The sequence below is a fragment of the Fictibacillus sp. b24 genome, from assembly GCF_030348825.1.
Lineage (GTDB): Bacteria > Bacillota > Bacilli > Bacillales > Fictibacillaceae > Fictibacillus.
In genome coordinates this window covers 301,956-326,375 of record NZ_JAUCES010000005.1, presented here as the reverse complement: position 1 = coordinate 326,375, position 24,420 = coordinate 301,956, and the positions used below count along the sequence as shown (strand labels likewise).

The 24,420-nt window shown below is 42.4% G+C and carries 26 protein-coding genes; 9 read left to right on the top strand and 17 right to left on the bottom strand.

The genetic code is table 11. From position 1 onward, the window contains the following. Nucleotides 1–103 precede the first annotated feature (103 nt). From QUF49_RS01770 to rbsB, 6 genes are read left to right on the top strand one after another with little or no spacing between them, the layout of a single operon-like run. Nucleotides 104–1,093, top strand: a complete 990-nt coding sequence (locus tag QUF49_RS01770) for a LacI family DNA-binding transcriptional regulator (protein ID WP_289494040.1) — start codon at nucleotides 104–106, stop codon at nucleotides 1,091–1,093. After that, complete coding sequence (gene rbsK, locus QUF49_RS01765) at nucleotides 1,086–1,964, top strand: ribokinase (protein WP_289494039.1); 879 nt, start codon at nucleotides 1,086–1,088, stop codon at nucleotides 1,962–1,964. Before QUF49_RS01770 ends, rbsK begins: the two co-directional genes overlap by 8 nt. Continuing rightward, a complete protein-coding gene (rbsD, locus tag QUF49_RS01760) occupies nucleotides 1,961–2,356 on the top strand; it encodes a D-ribose pyranase (RefSeq protein ID WP_289494038.1) in 396 nt (131 codons plus the stop codon). The genes rbsK and rbsD overlap by 4 nt, the downstream gene beginning before the upstream one ends. A 15-nt stretch (nucleotides 2,357–2,371) precedes the next feature. Further along, nucleotides 2,372–3,853, top strand: a complete 1,482-nt coding sequence (locus QUF49_RS01755) for a sugar ABC transporter ATP-binding protein (protein ID WP_289494037.1) — start codon at nucleotides 2,372–2,374, stop codon at nucleotides 3,851–3,853. Nucleotide 3,854: 1 nt separating this feature from the next. Continuing rightward, on the top strand, nucleotides 3,855–4,808 hold the full coding sequence (gene rbsC, locus QUF49_RS01750) for a ribose ABC transporter permease RbsC (RefSeq protein ID WP_289494036.1): 954 nt from the start codon (nucleotides 3,855–3,857) through the stop codon (nucleotides 4,806–4,808). 13 nt (nucleotides 4,809–4,821) lie between these two features. Next, the gene (rbsB, locus tag QUF49_RS01745) at nucleotides 4,822–5,739 is read left to right on the top strand and encodes a ribose ABC transporter substrate-binding protein RbsB (RefSeq protein ID WP_289494035.1); all 918 of its coding nucleotides are present in this window, start codon (nucleotides 4,822–4,824) and stop codon (nucleotides 5,737–5,739) included. A gap of 143 nt (nucleotides 5,740–5,882) precedes the next feature. Here the strand turns inward: rbsB and prmC are convergent, their stop codons facing one another. The 3 genes from prmC to QUF49_RS01730 form a co-directional block, all read right to left on the bottom strand. Continuing rightward, a complete protein-coding gene (prmC, locus tag QUF49_RS01740; RefSeq protein WP_289494034.1) occupies nucleotides 5,883–6,749 on the bottom strand; it encodes a peptide chain release factor N(5)-glutamine methyltransferase in 867 nt (288 codons plus the stop codon). Between the two features lies 1 nt (nucleotide 6,750). Then, a complete protein-coding gene (gene prfA, locus QUF49_RS01735) occupies nucleotides 6,751–7,824 on the bottom strand; it encodes a peptide chain release factor 1 (RefSeq protein WP_066399006.1) in 1,074 nt (357 codons plus the stop codon). A 109-nt stretch (nucleotides 7,825–7,933) separates the two neighbouring features. Next, nucleotides 7,934–8,227 carry a winged helix-turn-helix transcriptional regulator gene (locus QUF49_RS01730; RefSeq protein ID WP_289497562.1) on the bottom strand — a complete coding sequence of 98 codons (294 nt, stop codon included), beginning with the start codon at nucleotides 8,225–8,227 and terminating at the stop codon, nucleotides 7,934–7,936. Between the two features lie 163 nt (nucleotides 8,228–8,390). Here QUF49_RS01730 and QUF49_RS01725 point away from each other — a divergent pair, with 163 nt between their 5' ends. Further along, the gene (locus tag QUF49_RS01725) at nucleotides 8,391–8,678 is read left to right on the top strand and encodes a hypothetical protein (RefSeq protein ID WP_289494033.1); all 288 of its coding nucleotides are present in this window, start codon (nucleotides 8,391–8,393) and stop codon (nucleotides 8,676–8,678) included. A 58-nt stretch (nucleotides 8,679–8,736) separates the two neighbouring features. On the opposite strand, the gene QUF49_RS01720 is transcribed toward QUF49_RS01725, so the two are convergent. The 3 genes from QUF49_RS01720 to QUF49_RS01710 form a co-directional block, all read right to left on the bottom strand. Continuing rightward, nucleotides 8,737–9,879 (bottom strand): S8 family peptidase, encoded by a 1,143-nt coding sequence (locus QUF49_RS01720; RefSeq protein ID WP_289494032.1) that lies wholly within the window; start codon nucleotides 9,877–9,879, stop codon nucleotides 8,737–8,739. A gap of 232 nt (nucleotides 9,880–10,111) precedes the next feature. Further along, on the bottom strand, nucleotides 10,112–10,753 hold the full coding sequence (locus QUF49_RS01715; protein ID WP_289494031.1) for an MOSC domain-containing protein: 642 nt from the start codon (nucleotides 10,751–10,753) through the stop codon (nucleotides 10,112–10,114). Between the two features lie 42 nt (nucleotides 10,754–10,795). Then, nucleotides 10,796–11,122, bottom strand: a complete 327-nt coding sequence (locus tag QUF49_RS01710) for a hypothetical protein (RefSeq protein WP_289494030.1) — start codon at nucleotides 11,120–11,122, stop codon at nucleotides 10,796–10,798. A 153-nt stretch (nucleotides 11,123–11,275) separates the two neighbouring features. Between QUF49_RS01710 and QUF49_RS01705 the strand changes: the two genes are divergently transcribed. Then, nucleotides 11,276–12,610, top strand: a complete 1,335-nt coding sequence (locus QUF49_RS01705; RefSeq protein WP_289494029.1) for a CoA-disulfide reductase — start codon at nucleotides 11,276–11,278, stop codon at nucleotides 12,608–12,610. Between the two features lie 43 nt (nucleotides 12,611–12,653). Here QUF49_RS01705 and QUF49_RS01700 read toward each other — a convergent pair whose 3' ends face one another. The 10 genes from QUF49_RS01700 to QUF49_RS01655 form a co-directional block, all read right to left on the bottom strand. After that, nucleotides 12,654–13,124, bottom strand: coding sequence for a hypothetical protein (locus QUF49_RS01700; protein WP_289494028.1), 471 nt, complete (start codon nucleotides 13,122–13,124; stop codon nucleotides 12,654–12,656). Nucleotides 13,125–13,431: 307 nt separating this feature from the next. Next, on the bottom strand, nucleotides 13,432–14,058 hold the full coding sequence (locus tag QUF49_RS01695) for a thymidine kinase (protein WP_289494027.1): 627 nt from the start codon (nucleotides 14,056–14,058) through the stop codon (nucleotides 13,432–13,434). A 212-nt stretch (nucleotides 14,059–14,270) separates the two neighbouring features. Continuing rightward, nucleotides 14,271–14,516 (bottom strand): type B 50S ribosomal protein L31, encoded by a 246-nt coding sequence (locus QUF49_RS01690; RefSeq protein ID WP_066399025.1) that lies wholly within the window; start codon nucleotides 14,514–14,516, stop codon nucleotides 14,271–14,273. 104 nt (nucleotides 14,517–14,620) lie between these two features. Then, nucleotides 14,621–15,907, bottom strand: coding sequence for a transcription termination factor Rho (gene rho / locus QUF49_RS01685; protein WP_289494026.1), 1,287 nt, complete (start codon nucleotides 15,905–15,907; stop codon nucleotides 14,621–14,623). A gap of 350 nt (nucleotides 15,908–16,257) precedes the next feature. Further along, a complete protein-coding gene (gene glpX, locus QUF49_RS01680) occupies nucleotides 16,258–17,226 on the bottom strand; it encodes a class II fructose-bisphosphatase (protein ID WP_289494025.1) in 969 nt (322 codons plus the stop codon). A gap of 83 nt (nucleotides 17,227–17,309) precedes the next feature. Continuing rightward, nucleotides 17,310–18,602, bottom strand: a complete 1,293-nt coding sequence (locus QUF49_RS01675; protein ID WP_289494024.1) for a UDP-N-acetylglucosamine 1-carboxyvinyltransferase — start codon at nucleotides 18,600–18,602, stop codon at nucleotides 17,310–17,312. A gap of 84 nt (nucleotides 18,603–18,686) precedes the next feature. After that, on the bottom strand, nucleotides 18,687–18,809 hold the full coding sequence (locus tag QUF49_RS01670; RefSeq protein WP_289494023.1) for a hypothetical protein: 123 nt from the start codon (nucleotides 18,807–18,809) through the stop codon (nucleotides 18,687–18,689). A 298-nt stretch (nucleotides 18,810–19,107) separates the two neighbouring features. Continuing rightward, nucleotides 19,108–19,758 carry a fructose-6-phosphate aldolase gene (fsa, locus tag QUF49_RS01665; RefSeq protein ID WP_289494022.1) on the bottom strand — a complete coding sequence of 217 codons (651 nt, stop codon included), beginning with the start codon at nucleotides 19,756–19,758 and terminating at the stop codon, nucleotides 19,108–19,110. Between the two features lie 198 nt (nucleotides 19,759–19,956). Next, entirely contained in the window at nucleotides 19,957–20,820 is an 864-nt protein-coding gene (gene fba / locus QUF49_RS01660) for a class II fructose-1,6-bisphosphate aldolase (RefSeq protein WP_289494021.1), read from the bottom strand. Between the two features lie 250 nt (nucleotides 20,821–21,070). After that, nucleotides 21,071–21,451, bottom strand: a complete 381-nt coding sequence (locus tag QUF49_RS01655; protein WP_171005594.1) for a response regulator — start codon at nucleotides 21,449–21,451, stop codon at nucleotides 21,071–21,073. Nucleotides 21,452–21,601: 150 nt separating this feature from the next. Between QUF49_RS01655 and QUF49_RS01650 the strand changes: the two genes are divergently transcribed. Further along, the gene (locus QUF49_RS01650) at nucleotides 21,602–22,144 is read left to right on the top strand and encodes a DUF2529 family protein (protein WP_289494020.1); all 543 of its coding nucleotides are present in this window, start codon (nucleotides 21,602–21,604) and stop codon (nucleotides 22,142–22,144) included. A gap of 317 nt (nucleotides 22,145–22,461) precedes the next feature. On the opposite strand, the gene QUF49_RS01645 is transcribed toward QUF49_RS01650, so the two are convergent. Beyond that, complete coding sequence (locus QUF49_RS01645; RefSeq protein ID WP_289494019.1) at nucleotides 22,462–24,063, bottom strand: CTP synthase; 1,602 nt, start codon at nucleotides 24,061–24,063, stop codon at nucleotides 22,462–22,464. Nucleotides 24,064–24,420: the final 357 nt, after the last annotated feature.

Here is a 24,420-nt window from a genome sequence, read left to right as displayed (position 1 = left end):
CAACGTTACATCAAAAGAAACATTTACCAACTTGCGTAACGCTTTCATTCATGTTATTTTAAATGTGTAAACGGTTACATATATTTTGGGAGGAGGCGAAAAATTGGTTACCATTCGTGATGTTGCAAAGAAATCAGGTGTATCAGTCGCGACTGTATCTCGTGTTTTGAATGAAACAGGATACGTGCACGAAGATACACGCAAAAAAGTAATGGCTGCCGTTGCAGAGTTAAAGTACAGCCCTAATGAAGTAGCCCGTTCCCTTTTTAAAAAGAAATCAAAGCTGATCGGACTGTTGCTCCCAGACATAACGAACCCGTTCTTCCCGCAACTTGCAAGAGGTGTTGAGGACGAAATGCAAAAAGGCGGCTACCGCTTATTGTTTGGAAACAGTGATGAGAATGATGAAAAAGAGATGGATTATCTGAACACATTTATTCAAAACAATGTCGTCGGAATCATCTCCGCTACGAATAATAAAACAAAAACAAACTATAAAGATCTGTCTATTCCTGTTGTTTTTCTAGACCGAACATCGAACGATTATCCGTCGGTGTATGCAGATGGAAAAGAAGGCGGCAGAATAGCAGCAGACGAAATCGTAAAAAGAGGAAGCAAGCGGATCACTCTTTTAAAAGGTCCGGCTCACATCCAGCCCGCTCAAGACCGTTTTCAAGGGGCGTTAGAAGCGTTAAGTCAATCAACCGTTGATTTTCATGTGATGACGACGACTTCGTTCGCATTTGAAGACGCGGAGAAATGGGCAAAGGAACTGTTTGCGACATATCCTGATACAGATGGAGTGCTAGCGAGCAATGATATCGTGGCAACAGCCGTTTTACATGAAGCGCTTCGACTCGGAAAATCGATTCCAGAGGATCTGCAGATTATCGGTTTTGACGATATTCCGCAAAGCAGCTTGCTGTTCCCTTCTCTATCCACCATTCGCCAGCCGGCTTATGAAATGGGAAAAGAAGCGGCACAGCTTCTAGTTAAAATCATTAACAAAGAAAAATTCGAACAACAGCATATTCAGATGCCTGTTTCGTTTATAGATCGAAACACAACAAGAAAGGTTGATACAAATGGTTAAGATTGTGGTTATTGGCAGTTCTTCAATGGATTTAGTTGTTACATCGGATAAGCGTCCTGGAGCAGGAGAAACAGTTTTAGGCAGCTCGTTTAAAACCGTACCCGGAGGAAAAGGTGCAAACCAGGCTGTCGCAGCTGCTCGTCTAGGCGCAGACGTAACCATGATCGGATGTGTAGGCGATGATCATTATGGAGCTAGCATTTTAGAAAATTTTAAACAAAATGATGTTAATGTAACCAATGTGGAACCGGTTACAGATACTGAAAGCGGTACGGCTCATATCATTTTAGCTGAAGGTGACAACAGCATCGTCGTTGTAAAAGGCGCGAATGATCATGTGTCACCTCAATATGTGAAAAAGTCACTGGATCTTATTAAAGAAGCTGATATGGTGCTCATTCAGCAAGAGATTCCAGAAGAAACGGTTGAATACGTGAGTGAAGTTTGTAAAGAGCACGATGTTTCACTGCTGTTGAACCCGGCACCCGCTCGCCCGCTTTCGCAAAATGTGATAGACAAAGCGAGCTACATCACACCAAATGAACATGAAGCGGCGGTATTGTTTAATGGTTTATCGACAGAAGAGGCATTAAAGCAATATCCAAACAAAGTTTTTATTACAGAGGGTAAAGATGGCGTTCGGTATCATGATGGTGAAAAAGAGGTGCTCGTTCCCTCTTATCCAGTTGAAGCAGTCGACACGACAGGTGCAGGTGATACGTTCAACGCCGCACTAGCTGTAGCATTAGCAGAAGGTAAAAGCATCTGCAACAGCCTTCGATTTGCTAACCGAGCAGCTTCCCTATCGGTTACGAAGTTTGGGGCACAAGGCGGAATGCCACTGAGAAAAGAAGTGGAGGAAACGTTATGAAGCGACAAGGAATGTTGAACAGTCATATCTCAAAAGTACTAAGTGACCTTGGTCATACCGATCTTATCGTGATTGCTGATGCAGGGCTTCCGATTCCAAGTGATGTTCCGCGGATCGATCTCGCTTTAACAATCGGCGTCCCGAGTTTTGCAGAGGTTGTTCAGGCAGTAAATGACGATATGGTTGTCGAAAACGTGATTTTAGCGAGTGAAATACAAGAAAACAACGAAAAAACGCTTCAATTTATGAAGAAGAATTTTTCAGATACAGAAATTGAATTTTTATCGCATGAAGATTTTAAAGAAAGAACAAAGCATGCAAAAGTGGTGATTCGCACAGGTGAAGTCACACCTTACGCAAACTGTATTTTACAAGCAGGTGTAATCTTCTAGAAAGAGGTGATTGTGATGCATATTCAAATGAACGAGATCTATAAGGCATTTGGTGCCAACCAAGTATTAACCGGCGTTCACTTTGATCTGCAAGAAGGCGAAGTTCATGCCCTTATGGGTGAAAATGGCGCAGGAAAATCAACAATGATGAACATTCTGACTGGTCTTCACAAACGGGATTCTGGAAAGATTGTTATAGATGGTGAAGAACGCTATTTTGATAATCCGAAAGAAGCTGAAAAGCACGGTATTGCGTTTATCCACCAAGAGCTTAACGTATGGCCTGACATGACGGTGCTTGATAACCTGTTTATCGGAAAAGAATTACGATCACCGTTCGGCCTTTTAAAATCAAAAGAAATGAAAACGCTGGCAAAAAAGCAATTTGAAAAGCTGGCTGTCACGATCCCGCTCGATAAAGAAGCCGGCCTCTGCTCGGTCGGTGAGCAGCAAATGATTGAAATCGCAAAGGCTCTCATGACAAATGCAAAAGTGATTATCATGGACGAGCCCACTGCTGCCCTTACAGAGCGTGAGATTGAAAAGTTATTTACTGTAATCAACGCACTTCGGAAAGAAGGCGTGTCGATCGTTTATATTTCTCACCGGATGGAAGAGATTTTCGCGATTTGCGACCGAATCACGGTCATGCGCGATGGTAAAACGGTTGATACACAAACGGTCTCAGAGACCAACTTTGATGAAGTCGTTCGAAAAATGGTTGGCCGTGAACTGACAGACCGTTATCCAGAGCGCAATCCGAACATAGGCGAGACGATTTTAGAAGTCAAGAATGCCACGAGACAAGGTGTTTTTGATAATGTGAATTTTTCAGTAAAATCTGGTGAAATTGTCGGAGTGGCTGGACTCATGGGAGCTGGCCGAACAGAGATCATGCGAGCGTTGTTTGGCCTTGATAAGCTGGATTCTGGCGAGATTTGGATCAACGGGCAAAAGGTATCGATCAAAAATCCGTTTGAGGCGGTGAAACGCGGAATCGGTTTTATTACAGAAGACCGGAAGAATGAAGGATTGGTACTGGATTTCTCGATACGTGAAAACATGGCGCTGCCGAACTTAACGAGCTTTTCGAAAAATGGCGTTATAGACTATAAAACGGAAACAGATTTTGTAGATATGCTGATTAAACGTCTTCAAATCAAAACAGAATCTGGTGAAACCTACGCAAAGAATTTATCAGGTGGTAACCAGCAAAAAGTCGTTATCGCTAAATGGGTCGGAATCGGTCCGAGAGTATTAATTTTGGACGAACCGACAAGAGGTGTCGATGTTGGTGCAAAACGTGAAATCTATCAGCTGATGAATGAGCTTACCGATCGTGGTGTAGCCATCATCATGGTTTCGTCCGAACTGCCAGAAGTTCTTGGTATGAGCGACCGGATCCTGGTCGTTCACGAAGGAAGAATCAATGGTGAGCTTCCGAAGAATGAAGCCACACAAGAAAAGATTATGACATATGCAACGGGAGGACAGTAATATGAAAACACCTACAAAAGTGAATCATGTAGATAATATCACGCAAAAGCTTGGACCATTCTTAGGCCTGATCATCCTTGTCGTTATTGTATCGGTCCTGAACCCAAGTTTCCTAGAACCACTAAACTTATTAAACTTGCTGCGCCAAGTGGCGATTAATGCACTTATTGCTTTCGGTATGACATTCGTTATTTTAACAGGCGGTATCGACTTATCCGTCGGTGCGATTCTAGCGCTTTCCAGTGCGTTGATGGCTGGCATGATCGTATCTGGGATGGATCCGATGCTTGCCATCTTAATCGGATGTTTGCTTGGAGCTGTTATGGGCGCGATTAACGGCCTATTGATCACAAAAGGAAAAATGGCTCCTTTTATCGCAACACTTGCAACTATGACGATTTTCCGTGGATTAACATTGGTATATACAGACGGTAACCCGATTACAGGTCTTGGAGAGAACTATTTATTTCAGCTTTTCGGACGAGGGTATTTCTTAGGTATTCCTGTCCCAGCGATTACGATGATGCTTTCTTTCGCATTGTTTTGGGTGATCCTTCACAAGACTCCGTTCGGACGTAAAACATATGCGATCGGCGGAAACGAGAAAGCCGCTATCATTTCAGGTATTAAAGTTACAAAAGTAAAAGTGATGATCTATTCCCTAGCTGGACTTCTTGCGGCATTAGCGGGTGCGATTCTAACATCGCGTTTGAACTCTGCACAGCCAACTGCCGGAACGTCTTATGAGTTAGATGCGATCGCTGCGGTCGTTCTAGGCGGCACAAGTTTATCAGGCGGACGCGGTTTGATTGTTGGAACTTTGATTGGTGCCTTGATTATCGGAACGCTGAACAACGGTCTGAACTTGCTAGGTGTATCTTCATTCTTCCAAATGGTCGTAAAAGGTGTCGTTATCCTGATCGCCGTATTAATTGATCGTAAAAAAGCAGCATAGGAGGGTTCAAATTATGAAAAAAGCTTTATTAATTATGATGTCTCTATCAATCTTCTTATTAGGAGCATGTTCATTAGAGCCCCCTTCATGGGCGAAGCCAGCCAAAAAAGGTGATGGAGAAAAAATTAAGATTGGTTTATCCGTTTCAACGCTAAACAATCCATTCTTCGTTTCAATGAAAAATGGCGTTATTGAGGAAGCAAAGAAACAAGGTGCAGAAGTAGTTGTCGTGGATGCACAGAATGACTCTGCTAAACAAGTAAACGATGTTGAAGATCTATTGCAGCAAGGAATTGATGCCCTATTGATCAATCCTACAGATTCAGCAGCCATCTCAACTGCCGTTCAATCTGCAAACAACATGGATGTTCCTGTTGTAACGCTCGACCGCTCAACAGATAAAGGAGATGTAGCAACACTTGTTGCTTCTGATAACGTAAAAGGCGGCCAAATGGCAGCTGACTTTATCGTCGAACAGCTTGGTGAAGGCGCAAAAGTCGCTGAACTAGAAGGTGTACCTGGTGCTTCCGCTACACGTGAGCGTGGTAAAGGATTCCATAACGTGGCTGATCAAAAGCTAGATGTCGCTGCCAAACAATCAGCCGACTTTGACCGAACAAAAGGATTGAACGTTATGGAGAACGTCCTTCAAGGAAATCCAGACATCAAAGCAGTCTTCGCACACAACGATGAGATGGCATTAGGTGCTTTGCAAGCAATCAACAGCTCTGGCCGCGATGTGCTCGTCGTTGGGTTTGACGGAAATGATGATGCGGTAAACGCTGTAAAAGAAGGCAAACTAGCAGCAACAGTCGCTCAACAGCCTGCGCTGATCGGTGAACTCGCTGTAAAAGCCGCATCAGACGTACTAGCTGGAAAAAAAGTAGAAAAGAAGATTGCCGCACCGCTTAAGTTGATGGTGAAGGAATAAGATGGCGAAGTAACAAAAGAAGTAATAAAAGAAGTAATAAATATCTCAAAAAGAAGAGGCCAAGGTGGGCCTCTTCTTTTTGAGATTTGAATTGTGTGTAAATTGTTTGGGGTCTGACCCGGGGTCAGACCCCATTTCCCACGTTATTTCCCAAGAAGAGCGAATACCATACGATCCTTGCCGCTGATGTCTTCTTTCACATAAACTTCAGCACTAGGGAACGTCTCACGCAGCATATCTGCAACCGTCTCGCCCTGCCCTGCTCCAACTTCAAAGCCAACAATCGCCTTTTCATTCAAGACGAGAGGCAGTTCTTCCATAAACCTTCTGTAGAAAACATATCCGTCTTCCCCGCCGCTTAATGCTCTCATCGGCTCACGGTCTTTTACGATGGTTTCGAGGACTGCTATCTCATGATCAGGGATATATGGCGGGTTTGAAACGACTACATCCAGCTTCTTACCCTGTTCGATAAAAGGCTGCAACAGATCACCGTGCAAGAATGTAACCTTTGCACCAAGCCGATTGGCGTTACCCTTCGCCACCTCTATCGACTCCTCTGCAATATCAACCGTATATACATCCAATCGCTCGTTTTCAAGAGCCAACGAAATCGAAATCGCACCGCTTCCTGTGCCAATATCTGCAACAGAAACAGCCGCGCCATCTCCAAAATGGTTAGAAATAAGCGTTAGCATATGCTCGACCAGTTCTTCTGTTTCGGGACGCGGAATTAAGACTTCTTCGTTCACCGAAAACGTTCGACCGTAAAACTCTTCCTTACCCGTAATGTACTGAACAGGTTCTCCGTCAACATGGCGCTTGACTGCTGCTCTCAACTCAGCGTACTCATCCTCATCCATCACATCGTGAAGACGCATCAGCATCTCTGTTCGGTTGACATCGCCCAATACATGCCTCATTAAAATCTCTGCCGCAAACCCTTCGCGTCCGTTTTCAGCTAAAAAAGAAGAAGCCCACGCGAGGGCTTCATGAACTTTTGTAATCATTTTACGCATCCGCCTGAGCTTTCATCTTGCTTGTTTGATCTTCCGTAATGAGTGCCTCAACGAACTCATCCATCTTACCAAGAAGGATCTGATCAAGCTTTTGAATCGTTAAACCGATACGGTGGTCGGTAACACGGTTTTGCGGGAAGTTGTACGTACGAATACGCTCTGAACGGTCACCTGATCCAACCGCACTCTTACGTGTTTCATCATATTCTTTTTGTATTTCTCGCTGAATCTTATCATAAACACGCGCACGAAGAACCTTCATCGCTTTTTCTTTGTTCTTGATCTGTGATTTCTCATCCTGACATGATACAACCGTACCTGTAGGAACATGTGTTAAACGAACCGCTGATTGAGTCGTGTTTACAGACTGACCCCCAGGACCAGAAGATGTAAACGTATCAACACGAACGTCTTTTTCATGAATCTCAACTTCAACCTCTTCAGCCTCTGGAAGTACAGCAACCGTTGCTGTAGACGTATGAATACGTCCGCCTGATTCTGTTGAAGGGACACGCTGAACACGGTGTGCACCGTTTTCATATTTAAGCTTTGAATAAGCACCAGCACCATTGATCATAAAGATGATCTCTTTGTATCCGCCAAGCTCTGTGTATGAAGCTTCAATTACTTCGGACTTCCATCCTTGCATCTCTGCATAACGTGTGTACATACGGTAAAGGTCGCCAGCGAAAAGTGCCGCCTCGTCTCCACCTGCTGCACCGCGAACCTCGACGATAACGTTCTTGTCGTCGTTCGGGTCTTTTGGAAGCAATAGAATTTTTAACTGAGCTGTAAATTCTTCGATCTGTTGGTTAAGCCCTGAGATCTCTTCTTTTACCATCGCAGTCATTTCAGCATCAAGCTTATCTTCGAGCATCAATTTAGCTTCATCTAATTGCTCTTTCGCTTCTTTATACTCACGGTAAACTGCTACTGTATCTTGAAGGGAAGATTGCTCTTTTGAATAATCGCGAAGCTTGTTCGTATCATTTATAACCTCAGGGTCACTGAGTAATTCATTTAACTTGTCATATCTTGCTTCAATCGTCTCTAAACGTTCTAACATGGTTTTTCACCTCTGTTTTATATGCATAACAGTATAATTATAGTCGTTATCAGCTAAACTCTCAATCTTTTTCAGGTAATAATGCCCGCATAATCATTGTAACTATTTTCTACCTGTTTAATTCCACTTTTTCAACATGACTTCTTCCCCATTCACTCATGTGGTTTAATGTGACTTCTAAATTTTTTCCGTATTCCGTTAACGAATACTCTACTTTCGGAGGCACTTCTGGGTATACTTCACGATTGATCAATCCATCAGCTTCTAATTCTCTTAGTTGAAGCGTTAGTGTTTTTTGTGACACTTTTGGAAGCAATTTTTTAATTTCACCAAATCGTAAAACATCGTTTTGCTGTAAATGGCATAAGATGATACCTTTCCATTTTCCGCATACCACATCCATCGTCACTTCAATTGGATGAGAATATTCTTTTCTCAATCGAAAACACCCCTTAGTTTCATTTCGTTGCCTTAGTTACATTAATGTACCTTCTTGCGTATGGATACTAACTATCATTATAATAACTACGATACGAAATGACTATAAAAATATTGGGGACCTGCCGATGTCTAAAACGATTCGAATCGTAAGGAACGGAGAAAAAAGGAAAGTACACCCAGAGGACTTACCTTGGGTCATCCTTCAGCTTGAAACAGGTATGGAGAAAGGAATGATTGAAGTTGTTCAACATACCCCCTCCATACGGGCTTTCAGAAAGAAAGACTATGTGTTTGGATCAACCATCTTCAGCTGGAATCAAAAAGAGGAAGACCAGCTTTATTTTGACTACTATCAATTCAAAGTATTTTGTGATGACTTGGACGTGAAGGTAAGATATTCGGAAGCAAGATGAAAAAACTACAAGCAAAAAAGAGGCTCTGTAAAGGAACCTCTTTTTTGCATTTTTTTAGTTATCTAGTAGCTGCGTAAACATCAATTACGCCTTTACCGTAATAGAATGCATCACCAAGCGGTTTTGCTGTGTTAACGAGCTTTTGGCGAACTTGAACGTTTGAAAGTCCTGGGTTTCCAGCCATAATAAGCGCTGCTGCTCCTGCTACGTGCGGAGAAGCCATTGACGTTCCGTTGTAGCTCGCATACTTGTTGCCTGGCACAGAACTTAAAATACTAACACCCGGTGCCATCACCTCAAGCTCGGTACCAACACTCGAAAATGAAGCGCGCGCATTGTTAGCGTCAACCGCTCCAACTGCCATTACAGAAGCATATTTTGCAGGATAACCAATCGTGTTTCTCTTCCCTTTTGTTCCTGAGTTTCCTGCAGCCGCAACTACTAGCACACCAGAGTTATATGCATTATCACAAGCTTGCTGAAGCGCCGTTGATCCAGAGCTCCCACCTAAGCTCATGTTGATGACATCCATATTGTTAGCAACAGCCCATTCAATTCCTTGAATGATGCCGCTGTATGTTCCGCTTCCAGTACTGTCTAAAACTTTTACCGCATAAAGGTCAGCTGAATAAGCTACACCAAGAACACCTGTCGTGTTATTAAGTGCTGCTACTGTACCTGCAACGTGTGTTCCGTGGCCATCACCATCAACCAGCGCATTTGGCTCACTTGGTACAAAGCTCGCACCGCCACGCACGTTTAAGTCTTCATGACTTGCATCAATTCCCGTATCTAAAATCGCTACTTTAACACCTGATCCTGTGTTTCCAGTCGCATGAACTTGATTTGCTTTAATATGTGTAATTCCCCATGGGGTAGATTGAGCTGTTTTATACGCGATGCTGTCTTCTTCTACATAAGAAACATTCGGGTTCTTTTTAAGTGCTTCTGCTGCCGCTTCAGGCATTGAAACAAGCATCGTATCCATAAACTTGAACTGATGCTTAACTTGCCCACCCATTTTTTTAACATCATTTACTTGAGCTGTTTGAATATCTGATTTAAAACCAACGAGGAAGTTTTTCGGTCCTTTATCAACCGTTGCAGCAGATGCAGAGAAATGGAGATTACCTACCAATAAGGATAGGACAAACAACAAACTGAGCATTGCACTAAACGTGCGTAATACAGTTTTTTTCATTTCTTTTCCCCCAATCATGATTTTATAACAATCAAACCATGTGCTCTTGGTGGTCAGGTCCCGGGCCCGTTATGTATAATTCTGAATTGTTCGACTATTACTTAAATATTGTATCATGATTGTTGTTTTCAAAAATTGGGAAAAACGTGTTCTTAACAGTGGAATAAACAACCTAAAGAAAGAACCATTTTCCCAAATGATTCCTTTTTAGAAAGGTGTTATAATAAAAGTTTTAAGTTCTTTTTAATAAAGAGTCTCTCATCGATTCAGCCAATTCCTTCACTTCAATTAAACGCTGAATTTTTTCGGGATCTTTTTCAAATCCATACTTGATCTGATTGGTTTCTGTAACAGAAATGCCAGCTGAGTGTTTTTCGATTCTCACCATCTCATCACCTACTGCCACCATTCCTTCTTGCAGAACACGAAGATAATATCCGGTACGGCCTGTATCTACAACTTTTTTAATCATATCAGGGCGGCACAATATAGAAGCTAATGTGTTACAAGGCTGGCGAGGCTGTGTGATTTGAACGACCGCTTCCCCCATCTGAAAAACGTCTCCAATACACACAGCATCTTCTGTAAACCCTATAGGTGTAATATTTTCTCCGAATGCTGGTATCTTAAGCGGACTATCCAGCTTCAGCTCAGCATTCCACTTTTCATAATGTTCAAAAGGATACACACAAACCGCTTGATCCAGTCCGCCATGATGGACCTTATCTCCAACACCGTCTCCCTCAAAATGCGTTTTATGTAAAAAGACCGGCTGCTGCTGCGGAATTTTATTATAAGCTGTAAAAAAAGTCTTGTTAGACGTTGCTACTTCTTCCGGAAGCTTGATGTTTAAGGAAGCTACTTTTCCCTTCATTCCCATCACCTCACTAAAAGCATAGCACAGGACAAAAGGAAATTAATAGGAAAATATATTTCGGCGCAATTGCTCGTAATCGATACGCTCCTGGTTCATTCGAATCGCTTTCGTTAACTCTTCTATGACTACTTTTTCATTCGTAATCAGATTAAACACATATGGAATGGTCGCAAAATGACCGAGAAAGTGCGTACATCCGACATAACGCGGATTATCTGTCTGATGCTCATGTTTATATTTAATAATAAAATTCCCCATGCCTTCATAAACAGGGTCTAATGGTTTTTGTTCCAACTTTTTTAACAATGTATGAATCGGTTGAACCGGTGCATTCCAGTCCGCTCCGTTAGATTTAATTTCTAGCACAGTCCACCACCTCTTTCTACTATCATAATTCGTTTTAACTCCGTACTTCTTGTTGGTCAAAAACGAGAGAGTTGTGTCATCATACATGTAAAGTTACTTTTTTAACGACAATGGGAATACTATATTGTTAGAGAGATGTAAGGAGCTGATCAGATGAAATATTGCATTATTGGAGGAGACGCAGCTGGCATGAGTGCCGCGATGCAGATTGTCAGGAACACAGAGGACGCTGAAATAACCGTTCTTGAAAAAGGCGGCATCTATTCTTATGGACAATGCGGACTTCCGTATGTCGTAGGCGGGCTCATCAATTCTACAGAAAAACTCATCGCTCGCAGTATTGAAACCTTTCGCGAAAAATACGGAATGGACGCACGTACTTTTCACGAAGTAAATGCGGTAGACACGAAATCCAACACGGTCTCTGGCATACATACGAAAACAGGGAAACCGTTCGAAGTGACATACGATAAGCTTTTGGTAGCCACAGGTGTGCGGCCGATCATCCCGAAACAATGGACAGGGGTTCATCTAAAAGGCATCTATCCTCTTAAAACGATTCCTGACGCTGAGGAACTGATGGCTGGACTGAAAGGTGTGCAGAACGTAACGATTATTGGCGGCGGCTACATCGGCCTCGAAATGGCTGAAAACGTGCTTAAACTCGGTAAAAGTGTACGTATCATCCAGCGCAGCAATCAGCTTGGCAGCATCTTTGATGAAGATTTCGCTCCATTCATTCACGAAGAAGCAGAAAAACATGGGATCGAGCTTTGTTTAGAGGAAGAAGTGCTAGGCTTTAAAGGTGATGATCATGTTCAGTTTGTTAAAACCGCTAAAAAAGATTATCCAACAGACCTCGTGATCGTTTCGGTTGGAGTGACACCCAACACTGACTTTTTGAAAACTACAAATGTGGAGTTAAACGAACAAGGTGTTATCGTTGTAAATGAGCGTATGGAGACGAATGTGGATGGCGTTTATGCCGCTGGCGATTGCGCGACCCATTATCACCGTGTAAAAAAACTCAATGACCATATTCCGCTCGGAACTACCGCTAATAAACAAGGCAGGATCGCAGGACTGAATATGGCTGGCGTGGAAAAGCAATTTAAAGGAATTGTAGGCTCCTCCATTATTCAATTTATGGATTTAACACTCGGAAAAACGGGATTATCGAACAAAGAAGCAGAAAAACTTAACATTCCGTTTGATGAGATTAAAATTACAACAAAAAGTCATGCTGGATATTATCCTGATCCGAAAAAATTAGAAGTGAAATTAACGTATCATAAAGAAACAAAGAAGCTCTTAGGTGGCCAAATTATTGGAGCAGAAGGCGTTGATAAACGAATCGATGTATTAGCGACAGCTCTTTATCATGAAATGGACGTTGAGGAATTAGCAGATCTGGATCTATCCTACGCACCGCCTTATAACGGTTCATGGGATCCAATCCAGCAAGCAGCTAGAAGACTTGGGAAATAAAATGGGAAATGGGGTCTGACCCCATTTCCCATTTTATTTCCCGCTAGTCATCAATTTTTAGTGAGAAATTATATCGAGGAACTGCACGTTCAACGGCATTCATGATTTTTCGATGTGTTGCAGCACGTTCCTTTTTTGACATATCATGCGGCACATTAATATGGATGTGCGCATAATTCCCGTTAATGGTGACCATCTGCGGGTTAATACCAGACGCGTCAATAACAGCTTGACGAATCATATCCTGGTCATCAGACAAATCAAATCGTGTAGAGTTCATTGTCCGATAATCACTCGGGTTCATGTTCGTGTCAAAACTATAACTGTTACGCGGCTCATTTTTTGTCAGGTGGTAATTTATAATTCCATGGCCAAACAGGTTATCGCGTACATCCCGTTTATTTTCGTGAGCTGCCGGTTCTGTTTTTGCGCCTTCTTCTTTATACGACTGCATAGGAGAACACGCTGTGGTAACAAGCAGCGCTAAAACTGGAGCAATAATTGCCTTTTTCACTATAAACACCTCCCATATCGTTAGGATTTCCTGATCGGGACGTGTTTATGTTGCATAGTGAGCAGTTTAGCGAGGCGAAACTGGACGTTTTTTGAAGTAAAAGGACTGTTCTTAAATTAATTCATGAAATATATGAGATAATCCCGCGAGATTTCGTATTATTCCAGCGAGTTTTTGCCATAATCCCGCGAATTATTACAATTTATCCGCGAGTTTACAAAATAAAAAAAAATCGACAACTGATAACATACCTCACAAAAAAGCCCGGAAGCACAAAGCTCCCGGACCACATCAAACAACATACAATTTATTTCAAACGTCCTTCTAAGCCCTCTGCGCCTGAAAGGAGGTTTCTTTTCTTTCCTGGTACTTCGTGACAATGCCGGCAGCGCGGTTCGTATGACTCGGATGCGCCTACCAAGATCACGGGATCATCGTAAGAAGCTGGTCTGCCGTCGATCAAACGCTGTGTACGGCTGGCAGGAGAGCCGCAAACCATGCAGATCGCCTGAAGCTTAGTCACGTGTTCAGCAAGTGCCATCATTTTTGGAACAGGTCCAAATGGTTCGCCTTTAAAGTCTTGGTCAAGACCTGCAACGATGACGCGCAGTCCTTGATCCGCAAGCTCTTGAGCAACCGGAATGATATCTTCATCGAAGAATTGTACTTCATCGATCGCAACGACTTCTGTTTCCGGTAAAACATTTTTTAAGATCTCAACAGATCGTCCAACAGGCTCAGCCATTACAGCTGTTCCGTTATGAGACACAACCGACTCCTCGCTGTAGCGGTTATCGATCAGCGGCTTAAACACCTGTACTGTTTGTTTGGCATACGTTGCCCTTCTTACACGGCGAATGAGTTCTTCTGACTTTCCAGAGAACATGCTGCCGCAAATCAATTCGATCCAGCCATTTTGTTTCATCACATACATGGCCTGCTCCCCCTTTCGCAACAATCTTTCCCTTAGTATGTACGATTTTGCTTCTGATTTCTCATACTTACACGTTCGGTATAGGAGTGCTTTACTCCTTTTAAGGCGTATAAAAAACCCGGTCCATCAATACAGTTACCGAGTCTGAAAATGTTTGTTTATATAAAAGAAAAAAGGGCAAGAAAGACTCCTGCCCTTTTACTTGCAACAAATTACTTAAGGTTGTATTTCTTCTTAAAGCGGTCAACACGTCCACCAACATCAGAGAACTTCTGACGTCCTGTGTAGAACGGGTGAGTGTCAGAACTTACATCCACTTTGATTACTGGATATTCGTTACCGTCTTCCCATTTCATTGTCTCGCTTGAAGACAAAGTTGAACCTGAAAGGAAGCTAAATCCGCTTTGAGCGTCAACAAAGATAACCTTTTTATAATTCGGATGAATTCCTTGTTTCATTCTAATTCCACTCCTTCTGCCCTGTTTCCTATGCGGAGACAGAGTTATAAACACATAAAAATAGTATAACAGGGACAAAACCCATTTGCAACCATACTTTTTCGTTAGTTTGTTACGGGTTTAGCTCTTTTTGGCGTGCCCTTTTTTTCACTCTCAAACAGCTCGAAAAACTCTTCGTTGTTTTCCGTTTTACGCATGCGTTTCATGAATTTATCTACGAAATCGAACGAGTCATCCATCGTCTTACGGATCGACCAAAGTGCTTCAAGATGATCTTTTGCAATAAGCATCTCTTCTTTTCTCGTTCCAGAACGGCGAATGTCGATCGCAGGGAAAATACGGCGCTCAGCCAGCTTGCGGTCTAAGTGAAGCTCCATGTTTCCTGTTCCTTTGAATTCCTCGTAGATAACATCATCCATACGAGAACCCGTATCTACAAGAGCCGTTGCTAAAATTGTTAAGCTGCCGCCTTCTTCGATGTTACGCGCCGCACCAAAGAAACGCTTCGGACGGTGGAATGCAGCCGGGTCGATACCACCAGAAAGTGTACGTCCGCTAGGTGGAATAACTAAGTTGTACGCACGAGCTAGACGCGTAATGCTGTCGAGCAAGATCACAACATCTTTTTTATGTTCAACGAGTCGCATCGCACGCTCTAAGACAAGCTCTGCCACTTTAATGTGGTTTTCAGGCACTTCATCAAACGTTGAGCTTACAACGTCTCCTTTTACAGAGCGCTCAATATCCGTTACTTCCTCTGGACGTTCGTCGATAAGCAAAACAATCAGTTCTACTTGCGGGTTGTTCGTCGTTACACTGTGTGCGATCTCCTTTAACAAGCTCGTCTTACCCGCTTTTGGAGGAGCGACGATCAGACCACGCTGACCAAATCCAACAGGTGCCATCATATCGATGATTCGCGTTGAGATATTGTTGCCCGTTGTTTCCATCACCATTTTTCTTTCCGGATAAAGAGCCGTCAGTGCAGGGAAATGCACGCGTTCTTTTGCCGTTTCAGGATCTTCTCCATTTACCGCGTTAACTTGTAAAAGTCCGTAATAACGCTCGTTCTCTTTTGGAGGACGAACTTTCCCCGAAACTTTATCTCCGTTTCTTAGATCAAATCTGCGGATCTGTGATGCAGATATGTAGATATCTTGAGAACTCGGTGAGTAGTTGATCGGACGCAGAAAGCCGAATCCTTCGTTCGGGATGATTTCCAATACACCTTCCATGAATGAATAACCATCAAGTTCTGCCTGTGCTTTCAAAATTGAAAACATCAATTCACGTTTTGTTAATTTACCGTAATATTGAATATTAAATTGTTTGGCAAGCTCATAAAGCTCTTTTAACTTCTTTGTCTCTAATGTTGCTAAATCTATCCCCATAGTGACACCACGCTTTTCTATTAATAACTAACTCAATTTATGTTTTATAAATGGGATTTTTTTATGTTTGTATTGGTTTGGTTTTGGTTTTGTAAAATTAGGTTTTGGTAATGGAAGGAGTTCCTTTTGAAAGATGGTTTAGTGGGTATGAAGAAAATGTTGATAACAAAATGAATCATACTTCTTATTTTAACCACAAATTCGGTCTTTAATCAAGCAGCAGAAACTCGAGTAAACAAGCCCCTCTACGTGAATTTACAATACATATAAAACTTTTGCAACCGAATTTAAAATGAATTCATGTAATTGTAACGGAAAGACCGGACGCATTGTCCGGTCTCGCTTATTATTTATGGTTTAATCACAAGGTCTGGCTTCTTCTTTAAACTATGTCTTCCATCGATAAATCGAACCGTTCCTGATTTTGCGCGCATAACTACAGATTGTGTCGTTCCGGTTGATCCGTCAAAACGAACACCTTTTAACAGCTCACCGTCTGTTACACCTGTTGCCGCAAAAATCGCATCGTCGCCTTTTACAAGGTCGTCCATGTACAATACACGGTTCACGTCATCAATACCCATACGTTTACAGCGTTCTAATTCTTCGTCGTTTTGAGGAAGAAGCTTTCCTTGAAGTTCTCCGCCAAGGCATTTTAATGCTACCGCTGCGATTACTCCCTCTGGAGCTCCGCCTGATCCGAATAAAATATCTACTCCTGTATCGTCAAATGCTGTATTGATCGCTGCAGCTACATCACCGTCTGAGATCAGCTTAATACGGGCACCTGCTTCACGGATGTCTTGGATGATCTGCTGATGGCGAGGACGATCTAAAATAACCGCTACTAAGTCCTCGATATTTTTGTTTTTCGCTTCCGCTACTGCTCTTAAGTTGTCAATGACAGGTGCATTGATATCAACTTTCCCGACGCTCTCACGGCCAACTGCGATCTTGTCCATGTACATGTCTGGCGCATGAAGAAGATTTCCGTGGTCAGCAATCGCTAAAACCGCCAGTGCGTTCCACGTTCCTGATGCTACGATATTTGTTCCTTCTAATGGATCGACTGCTACGTCTACTCGCGGACCATAGCCTGTCCCAAGCTTTTCACCGATATAAAGCATCGGCGCTTCGTCCATTTCTCCTTCACCGATCACAACTGTTCCTTTCATAGGAACCGTATCAAAAACGTTACGCATTGCAGTTGTTGCTGCATCATCCGCTTCTTCTTTCTTTCCTCTACCCATCCATCTTGCTGATGCAAGAGCTGCTGCTTCAGTTACACGAACAAGCTCCATTGATAAACTTCTCTCCATGTGTGTTCCCTCCCCAATCTTAAAACGCTTACATTTTTATCCTGAAGAAAAATCACCGGGTATAGGTGATTTTTCATTTTTGTTTATGAATTCTTAAGCTCTTCCATCTCTTCAGCACCCATGGTCTCGCGCCATACTTTAGCACCAAGTCCTTTTAGCTTGTCTACTAAAGATTCATAGCCGCGGTCGATATGCTCAAGGCCCGAGATCTCTGTTACACCTTCTGCCATAAGTCCTGCAACAACAAGCGCTGCTCCTGCACGAAGGTCAGAAGCTTTTACTTTTGCACCTTCAAGCTTTGTCGGCCCATTTATTATAGCAGAACGTCCTTCAACTTTCACATTTGCTCCCATACGGCGAAGTTCGTCGATATGTTTAAAACGTGCACTATAGATCGTATCGGTTACAATGCTCGTTCCTTCTGAGCTTGTTAAAAGTGAAGTGAACGGCTGCTGAAGATCCGTCGGAAACCCTGGGTATACGAGCGTCTTAATATCAACGCTTTTTAATGGGTCTTTTCCTCTATATACGAGCACTTGGTCATCTTTTGTTTCGATGTACACGCCCATCTCTCTTAACTTTGCAATCAGCGATTCTAAGTGAAGCGGAATTACGTTATCAAGCAGCACTTGCTGACCCATTGATGCTGCTAAGATCATGTACGTTCCTGCTTCGATACGGTCAGGAATAATGGAATGACGGCAGCCGTGCATCTGATCAACACCGTCGATACGAATAACGTCAGTACCTGCACCTTTAATCTTTGCACCCATGCTTGTTAAAAGCGTAGCTACATCAATGATTTCAGGCTCTTTCGCTGCGTTCTCAATAATCGTTTGTCCTTTTGCTCTTACTGCTGCAAGCATGATATTAATCGTCGCTCCAACACTTACAACGTCCAAGTAGATTCGCGCCCCAACAAGCTCATCCGCACGAAGGTAGATCGCACCTTGCTCGTTCGTTACTTTTGCACCGAGTGCTTCAAACCCCTTAATGTGCTGATCGATCGGACGAGGTCCTAAGTTACATCCCCCTGGCAACCCGATAACAGCTTTCTTAAAGCGTCCTAGCATCGCACCCATCAAGTAATATGAAGCACGAAGCTTTTTCACTTTTCCGCTCGGCAGCGGCATCGCAATCATTTTTTCAGGGTTAACCGTTAGAGTCTGATTCTCATCCAGGTAAGCTTCCCCTCCGATTTCCTCTAACAAATCACGCAGAATACGAACATCTGATATGTTAGGTAAACCATCAATGGTAACGGTAGATTCTGCTAGTATCGTCGCGGGAATCAATGCCACCGCACTATTCTTTGCTCCGCTTATATGGACCGTTCCTTCGAGAGGATAGCCCCCTTCAATCATCAGTTTTTCCATGGTAAACTCCTTTCAGTAAGAGTCACAAAAGTTGTGATTGCATTACCAGTTTCAATAGTTTTATTATTTACCAAAATTTTCTTTTCATGTATAAAAATTACGCATTTCTTTGTCGCGCGTTAAGCAGTTGATTTCGCTCCAGGTTGCTCGCTTTCCATGGGGCGAACGGTGAGCCTCCTGCCGCTTTGCGCCATTAGGAGTCTCCACCTGCCCGCTCGTCCCATAGGAGTCGGCAACCTTCCGCTACAATCAACTTACGATGAAGATGGAAAATCAAAAGCTTAAGAAACTTTTATTAAAGACGCTCTTTTCTAAAAGATGTCGCTTTCAAATTTTGTCTTCTATGATTGTTGATTGGAGTGTAAGATGTGAGACTCCTGCGGGACAGGTGGGCAGGGGAGACACTTATACGTGAAACGTACAAATGTGGCTCCCCGCCTGCCCCGCGGAAAGCGAGCATCTGTAATGGAAATCAACCACTTCCGAAAGCTATAATGTTTGGCGTTTACTTTCTATTCGCAGCTTCCCAGTCAGCTAGGAATTTTTCAATACCTTGGTCGGTTAATGGATGCTTTACTAGGCCTTTGATTACGTTTGGCGGAATCGTTGCGATGTGAGCGCCTCGTAATGCTGCTTCTGTTACGTGAACAGGGTGGCGAATAGATGCTGCAATAATCTCAGTTGGAATTTCGTGGATCGCAAAAATTTGCGCCACTTGTGAGATCAGTTCAAGCCCATCTTGGCCAATATCATCTAAGCGTCCTAAGAATGGTGAAACATATGTCGCACCTGCACGAGCTGCTAGCAATGCTTGGTTCGCATTAAAAATAAGCGTTACGTTTGTTTTAATGTTTTCATCAGAAAACGTCTTTACCGCTTTTAATCCATCCAGCGTCATTGGAACTTTTACTGTGATGTTTGGTGCGATCTTCGCTAACTCACGGCCTTCTGTAACCATTTCTTCATAAGAAGTTCCGATCACCTCAGCACTAACAGAACCCGGTACAAGACTAGTGATTTCCTTTAAACGCTCATGAAAATCAACGCCTTTTTCTTTAGCAACTAAAGACGGGTTTGTTGTTACTCCAGATAAAATGCCCAGGTCATAGGCTTCTTTAATATCATCAATGTTGGCAGTATCAATAAAGAATTTCAAAAATAATCACTCCTGTTTGTTGAGTTTTTCTATCTTTTATATTCTTTTATAACATGTGTGTCTTCATACACGAAGGATTACGCTTACAAATTTATAATCACCTTCATAAGACGCTTAAAAAGCTTGCCAAGTTTCACACTCTTATAGTGTAAATGAAACCGCCTATGATGTATAGGCGGTTTCAAAGAAAGGTTTTTATTAAGCTTTGTTTGAAGAACCAAACTCACGCATTTTTCCAGCTACTGTAGCTTGGATCGCATCGCGTGCAGCAGTTAGGTAGCTACGAGGATCGTACTTGTCCGGGTTTGATCCAACATATTCTTTAACCGCTTTGTGAGAAGCAATTTGGTTTTCTGTGTTTACGTTAATTTTAGCAGTTCCTAAAGAAATTGCTTTTTGGATATCTTTTGTTGGGATACCAGTACCACCGTGAAGTACAAGAGGTACACCTGTTAGTTCCATAACTTCTTTCATGCGGTCGAATCCTAAGTTCGGCTCACCTTTGTAAGGTCCGTGAACAGATCCTAGTGCAGGTGCGAAACAGTCAACGCCAGTTTCACGAACAAGTTGATCACACTCAGAAGGTACAGCGTAAGCAGCTTCAGCATCGTCAACGATTAGGTCGTCTTCTTGTCCACCGATACGGCCAAGTTCTGCTTCAACTGAAACACCGTGGATGTGAGCAAGCTCAACCACTTTTTTCGTTAACTCGATGTTCTCTTCTAACGGGTGATGAGATCCGTCGATCATTACAGATGTGAAACCTGCATGAATCGCTTCAGCACACTTTTGGAAGCTTGAACCGTGGTCAAGGTGAATCGCTACAGGTACAGTCACTTTAAACTCTTCCATAAGCGCTTTAACCATAGCAACTACAAGCTTGAACCCGCCCATATAACGAGCAGCACCTTCAGAAACACCAAGAATTACTGGAGATTTCTCTTCTTGTGCAGCTTTAAGGATCGCTTGAGTGAACTCAAGGTTGTTCAAGTTAAATTGACCAACTGCATAATTTTCCGCTTTTGCTTTTTCAAGCATTTCTTTCATTGAAACTAAAGGCATATTATATGTCCTCCTTTGGATATTGGCACGAGCAGACCAACTACATTTTTGTATTGTATAGTGCTGAAATGTGCATACACAGCAAAAAGAAGCCATTATAGTTTACCTTTCATGGCGTCTTGCTAAACATTTCATAATGCTCATTTTCAATTCTAGTATAGCATACCAATATCGCCTGAAAACCGCAACACATCAACGTTTTCGGGGTGTAAACGCTATCATCGGCGACACGCCTGCATTTAAAAGATTTTTATGAGGAAGGCGTGTTTAATGGAAGTTCTTTCCTTACTGCTGCTCGAATCTCATCAATGTCGAATGGTTTTGCAAAATGAGTAATCGCTCCCAGTTTCATGGCCTCATGAATCATGTCCAACTCACCGTATGCTGTCATAATAATAACTTGAATCGTTTCATCGTGTTTTTTGACACGGCGAAGAATTTCCAAGCCATCCATTCCAGGAATTTTCATATCTAAAATGACAAGATCAGGGCGGTCCTTCTCTACAATAGAAAGAGCTTGTACACCGTTAGCTGCCTGATAAGTCTTATAACCCTCTTTTTGAAAAATTTCGTTTAAAAGAATTCTGATGCCATACTGATCGTCTACAATTAATATTTTCCCGCTCATTATTGCTCACCTCATCTGAGTTTCTTTGTCTGTATGTCATTCTAGATAGTCAGATCAATTTCCTGCTCATATCCATGAATTGTATTGTTAAATTCAGTATACTAAATAAAAGGACAAATTCACGATGATTTAAGAAAAGTTAGGAGTCATTTCATGTTAAAAATATTTTCAACACAAGTTGCAGGATTGCTAAAATCCATTTCCGATAAAGAAGAGCAATCAATTGAAGAAGCTTCCCGCTTGCTGGCACAGTCTGTTTTGTCAGAAGGAACCGTTTATTTCAAAGGCTTTGGCGAAATGGAAGCTGTTGTGAGTGAAGCACTGTATGGAGAGAATAAATTTCGGGCCGGGGCTAATTTTTCAGATGAAAAGTTGTCTGAGCTGATTCCGGTCGATAGTGTAGTTGTGGCAACGCGCTTTTTAGATGATGAAAAAGCAATTGCACTTTGTTCAGAAGTTCGTAAAACAGCTGACTGCAACATCATTTTGATCGGTGGACGACGAAAAGATGCCGAAATGGATGTGAATCTTGATGAGTTTGCCGATATCGTGATCGATACGAAGGTCGTTCGCGGATTAGTGCCACTAGATGATGGCACGCGTTTAGGTTTTCCATCTGGATTAACAGCTTTATTCGTGTATTACGCATTATTTTTAACAACGGAAGAGATTTTAGAAGAATATGTTGAAGAATAAGGAGGAGCTTGGCTATGTGCCAAGCTTTTTCTTGTTTTTTGAGTAATATTGATGCAGTTTTTGGGATAAAAACCAATTTTGATGTATACCCACTTGGGTAATTAAGCCATTAATTCGAGAAATATCAGCCATAATCCCGCGAATTATGAAGTTATTTCCGCGAGTTTTGCCATTATTTCAGCGAGTTTTGCACAAATATCGGCGAGTCGATCTATTTCGACAAATTTCAAGAAACAAATACCCCCACCAACACAAACACATTCATAAAAAAACCGGCAGTTCTCCCACTGAATAGGTAGCTGCCGGTCTATAAATTCTTAGTTTTTCAACTGTGTTACCGCGCCGATAAAGTCACGGAATAATGCTTGCGGGCGTGTTGGTCGTGATGTGAATTCCGGGTGGAACTGTGACGCAACAAACCACGGATGATCTTCTAATTCGATGATTTCTACAAGGCGTCCATCAGGAGATGTTCCTGAGAAGATGAAGCCTGCTTTTTCCATCTGTTCACGGTACTCGTTGTTAAACTCGTAACGGTGACGGTGTCTTTCATAAACAACTTCATCATTATAAGCTGCGAACGCTTTTGTATCTTCTTTAATTTTACAAGGATACAATCCAAGACGAAGTGTTCCTCCAAGATCTTCGATGTCCTTTTGTTCAGGAAGCAAATCAATTACTGGGAATGGCGTTTCAGGCATTAATTCTGCAGAATGCGCTCCTTCAAGTCCAAGAACATTGCGGGCAAACTCTACTGAAGCCAGTTGCATACCTAAACAGATTCCTAAGAAAGGAACTTTGTTCACACGCGCATATTGAGTAGCTAAAATCTTCCCTTCTACCCCTCTGTCGCCGAATCCGCCAGGTACTAAAATACCGTCAGCATCCTTTAAAAGGTCGTTTACATTTTCAGCTGTAACCATCTCAGAATTGATCCAGTCGATGTCGATATCCGTGTCAAAATGGTAACCTGCGTGGCGCATCGCTTCAACAACAGAAATATAAGCATCTTGAAGTGCTACATATTTTCCGACTAATGCGATCTTCGCTTTTCCTTTTAAGTTTGTTACTCGGTTGATCAGTTCTTTCCATTCCGCCATATCAGGCTCGTGCGTCTCAAGCTTAAGATGTTTGCATACAAGCTCGTCCATCTTTTGTTCTTGAAGATCGATCGGCACTTGATAAAGCGTGTCCGCATCTCTTGCTTCAATTACCGCTTTCGGATCGATGTCGCAGAATAGACCGATCTTGTCCTTCATTTCTTGAGGAACTGGCATCTCTGTACGAACCACGATAATGTTCGGCTGGATACCAAGACTGCGAAGCTCTTTTACACTGTGCTGTGTTGGCTTCGTTTTCAGCTCGCCTGCTGCACGAATGTAAGGAATCAATGTACAGTGGATGTACATCACATTTTCAGAACCTACATCACTTTTAATTTGACGAATCGCTTCTAGGAACGGCAAGCTCTCTATGTCCCCAACTGTTCCGCCGATTTCTGTAATTACTACATCAGCATTCGTTTCGCGGCCAGCACGGAAAACACGCTCTTTGATTTCGTTCGTAATGTGCGGGATAACCTGAACCGTTCCGCCAAGATACTCACCGCGGCGCTCTTTTCTAAGAACCGTAGAATAGATTTTCCCAGTCGTAACTGAGCTGTATTTGTTTAAGTTAATATCGATAAAACGCTCGTAGTGACCTAAGTCTAAATCCGTTTCAGCACCGTCATCTGTTACGAAAACTTCACCGTGCTGATAAGGGCTCATCGTCCCTGGATCCACGTTGATATAAGGATCGAATTTTTGCGTTGTCACTTTAACTCCGCGGTTTTTTAATAAACGGCCTAATGATGCAGCAGTAATCCCTTTTCCTAAAGAAGAAACAACCCCGCCTGTAACAAAAATATATTTTGTCATGTGTTCAATCCCCCTAAATTTTCTAAAATAAGTATGTGCGTTTAACGCTTTTTCTACTATCGGGAGAGGTTTGTGATCAGTATTTCGCACAGTCCCATCCGTAAAAAAATAAAAAGCAAAAGACACTTCCCCTATGGTTAGGGGGCACTTTTGCTTTGATATCATATAAAATTAGTCTTTTAAATAAAAGATACAGGAATAGCCCAAAAAGAATATTACCCGAGTCGAAAGCTCATGTCAAGATGATCTGCACATGGAAATTTTATTCTTAATGACATTGTTTTACTGAAAAATTTTATTGTATTTTGTAAAATCGCCGATATATTCCGATAATCCGCCGTATTATAGGTAAAACTC